The organism is Azospirillum sp. B4 (assembly GCF_000333275.1).
In the GTDB taxonomy this organism is placed as follows: domain Bacteria; phylum Pseudomonadota; class Alphaproteobacteria; order Azospirillales; family Azospirillaceae; genus Nitrospirillum.
Window position 1 is genome coordinate 1 of sequence record NZ_BACU01000005.1, and the last position, 3,146, is coordinate 3,146.

General features: G+C 68.4%; 3 protein-coding genes. All 3 read left to right on the plus strand.

Features of this window, described 5'->3' with window-relative positions; translation table 11 throughout:
* Positions 1-878 (plus strand): ornithine cyclodeaminase family protein (locus I55_RS00085; protein ID WP_044558359.1); only part of this gene is annotated, 878 nt, incomplete at its 5' end.
* Positions 875-2,347 (plus strand): NAD-dependent succinate-semialdehyde dehydrogenase, encoded by a 1,473-nt coding sequence (locus tag I55_RS00090; protein ID WP_044558361.1) that lies wholly within the window; start codon positions 875-877, stop codon positions 2,345-2,347. The genes I55_RS00085 and I55_RS00090, both read left to right, overlap by 4 nt.
* Positions 2,348-2,364: 17 nt before the next feature.
* The coding region (locus I55_RS00095; protein ID WP_044558362.1) for a dihydrodipicolinate synthase family protein at positions 2,365-3,146 on the plus strand (782 nt) is incomplete at its 3' end.

A 3,146-nucleotide genomic window follows, 5' to 3' on the forward strand; every position in this document is an offset into this window, starting at 1 on the left:
CGCGCACCATGCGCGGGGGGCCGGGCCTGTGGCTGCGCACGCTGAGTGGCATCGCCCCGGACGGCGGCTTGCTGGGGGCGAAGCTGATCACGGCGAACGTCCGTCAGGGTGTCGCCTCCTACCTCATTCCCCTGCTGGACCAGGGGACGGCGGAACTGGTGGCGCTGCTGGACGGCAATTCCATCACCGGATTCCGCACCGCCGCCACCTCCGCCATGGCGGCGGACGCGCTGGCGCCGGCGGGCGCCCTTCGGGTCGGGGTGATCGGATCGGGCTTCGAGGCCAAGAACCATGTCCGCGCGCTGGCGGCGTTGCGGCCTCTGAGCCAGGTGACCGTTTTCAGCCCCAACCCGGACAGCCGCGCCCGTTTCATCGCGGACCTGGCGGACCTGGGTGTCCCCCTGCGCGACGTCGATAGCGCGCGGGCCACGCTGGACGGCGCCGACGTGGTGATCTGCGCCGCGCGGTCCCGTGACGAGAGCCCGACCTTGCTGGGCGGCTGGCTGCGCCCCGGCATGACGGTGATCTCCATCGGCTCGACCCTTCCGGAACAACGCGAGTTGGACCCGGAGGCCATCCGCCGCGCCGACCTGATCGTCGCCGACATGGTGGAAGAGGTGGCGCACGACACCGGCGACATGATCGCGGCCGCCCAGGCCGGCGTGGGCTGGGGGGACAAGCTGGTGGCGCTGGCCGACGTGATCGGCGGGCGCCATCCCGGCCGCACCAGCCCGGATCAGATCCTGCTCTACAAATCGGTCGGCGCCGCCATCCAGGACCTGACCGTCGCCGCCCTGTGCGCCGGCCGGGCGCGGCAATCAGGCATCGGCACCGTGCTGCCTGTCAGCATCGCGCCGGTGCGGAAAGGCAAGAAATGACCTTCCCCCCATTCGATGATCCCACCCTGTTCAAGTCCGCCGCCCATGTCGACGGCGTTTGGATCGAGGCCCGGCCGGGTGAGGGGCGCCCCCTCCTGAACCCGTCGACGGGTGAGCAACTGGCCCTGATCCCCCAGTTCAGCCGCCAGGAGGTGGCGTCGGCCATCGATGCCGCCCATCGCGCCTTCCTCGGCTGGCGGGCGCTGCCGGCCAAGGCGCGCGCCGTCATCCTGCGCCGCTGGTTCGACCTGATGGTCACCCATGCCGACGACCTGGCCCGCCTGATCGTGCTGGAGGAAGGCAAGCCCTTCGCCGAAGCCAAGGGGGAGGTCGCCTACGCCGCGTCCTTCGTTGAATGGTTCGCGGAGGAGGGCAAGCGGGTGAAGGGGGACGTCATGGCGGCGCCGGAGGGCACGCGCCGCATCGTCACCCTGAAGGAACCGGTGGGCGTTTGCGCCGCCATCACGCCGTGGAACTTTCCGGCGGCCATGATCACGCGCAAGGCGGCGCCGGCGCTGGCGGCCGGCTGCACCATGGTGGTGAAACCGGCGGAGCAGACGCCGCTGACCGCCTTCGCCTTGGCCGAACTGGCTGCCCGGGCAGGGGTGCCGGCAGGGGTGCTGAACGTGGTCACCGGCCCGGCGCGTGTCGTGGGGGCGGAACTGACGGCCAACCCGCTGGTGCGCAAGATCACCTTCACCGGATCGACCGAGGTCGGCCGCGTGCTGATCGCCCAGTCGGCGGCGACCATCAAGAAGATATCCATGGAACTGGGCGGCAACGCCCCCTTCCTGGTGTTCGACGACGCCGATGTCGACCAGGCGGTGGCCGGCCTGATCGCCACCAAATACCGCAACACCGGCCAGGCCTGCATCAGCGCCAACCGCGTCTATGTGCAGGACGGCATCCATGACGCCCTCGCCGCCAAGCTGGCCCAGGCCGTCGGCGCCCTGCGGGTGGGTGACGGCTTCGAGGCGGGCGTGCAGCAAGGCCCCCTGATCGACGACGATGCCGTGGCGAAGGTGGAGGCGCACATCGCCGACGCCGTGGCCCAGGGCGCGAGGGTGACGCAGGGCGGTGGGCGCCATGCCCGGGGTGGCCGCTTCTTCCAGCCCACCGTGCTGACGGGCGTGACCGCCGGCATGCGCATTTGCAAGGAGGAAACCTTCGGGCCGGTGGCGCCGCTGATCCGCTTCCACGATGAGGCGGAGGCCATCCGCCTGGCCAACGATACCGAATATGGCTTGGCCGCCTATCTGTTCGCGTCGGACGCCCAGCGCATCTGGCGGGTGGCGGCGGCGCTTGAGAACGGCATGGTCGGCATCAACACCGGCCTGATCTCCAACGAGGTGGCACCCTTCGGCGGAGTCAAGCAGTCCGGCCTGGGCCGCGAAGGCTCCATCTACGGCATCGATGAGTATCTGGAACTGAAATACCTCGCCTGGGAAGGCGCCCGCGACAACACGTGAGAAAAAGGAAGAGAACCATGGCCGGCTATCGCCGTAATGAGGCGCGCGAGTGGGCGCGCGAGAAGCTGGTGGGCGTGGTCAATTGCACCATCCCATCCTTCACCTCCGACCTGACCCGCATCAACGAGGCGGCCGTCCGCCACGACACCCGCCTGGCCATCGAGCATGGCTTCATGGGTACGCTGGGCGTGTCGGAGGTGTCGATCACCCTGCCGGAGTATCTGGATTTCCTGCGCATCATCAAGGATGAGGCCGGCGAGCGCCTGGTGGTGACCCATCACGCCAGCTGGAACAACCTGGGACAGAACATCGAGGCGGTGCGCGGGGCGGAGGCGGCGGGGGCGGAGTTCGTGCTGCTGTCCTACCCGCCCAACTTCTATCCGGAGAGCGAGCAGGACATCTACGACTACACCAAGGCGGTGTGTGACGCGACCAACCTGGCCGTCATGCTGTTCCCCATGTTCCTGTGGGGCTTTTCCAGCCGCATCCACCCGTCGGACATTCCGGCCAGCCTGATCCGCCGCCTGATCGATGATTGCCCCAACATCGCCGCCATCAAGGCGGAGGGCGGCTTCCCCTCCATCCAGAGCGTGATCGAGTGCGACCGCCTGTTCGGCAAGGAGGTGGTGATCTCCATGCCCATCGAGGGCGAGTTTGATCCGCTCAGCCAAATCATGCCCATCCAGCTGTCGGCCCACAGTGACCATGAATACTACGGCCCCCTGATCCCGCAGGTTTTCAAATTGCTGCGCGAGGGCAGGTTCAACGAGGCTACGGCCATCTACTGGCAGCTGCACCC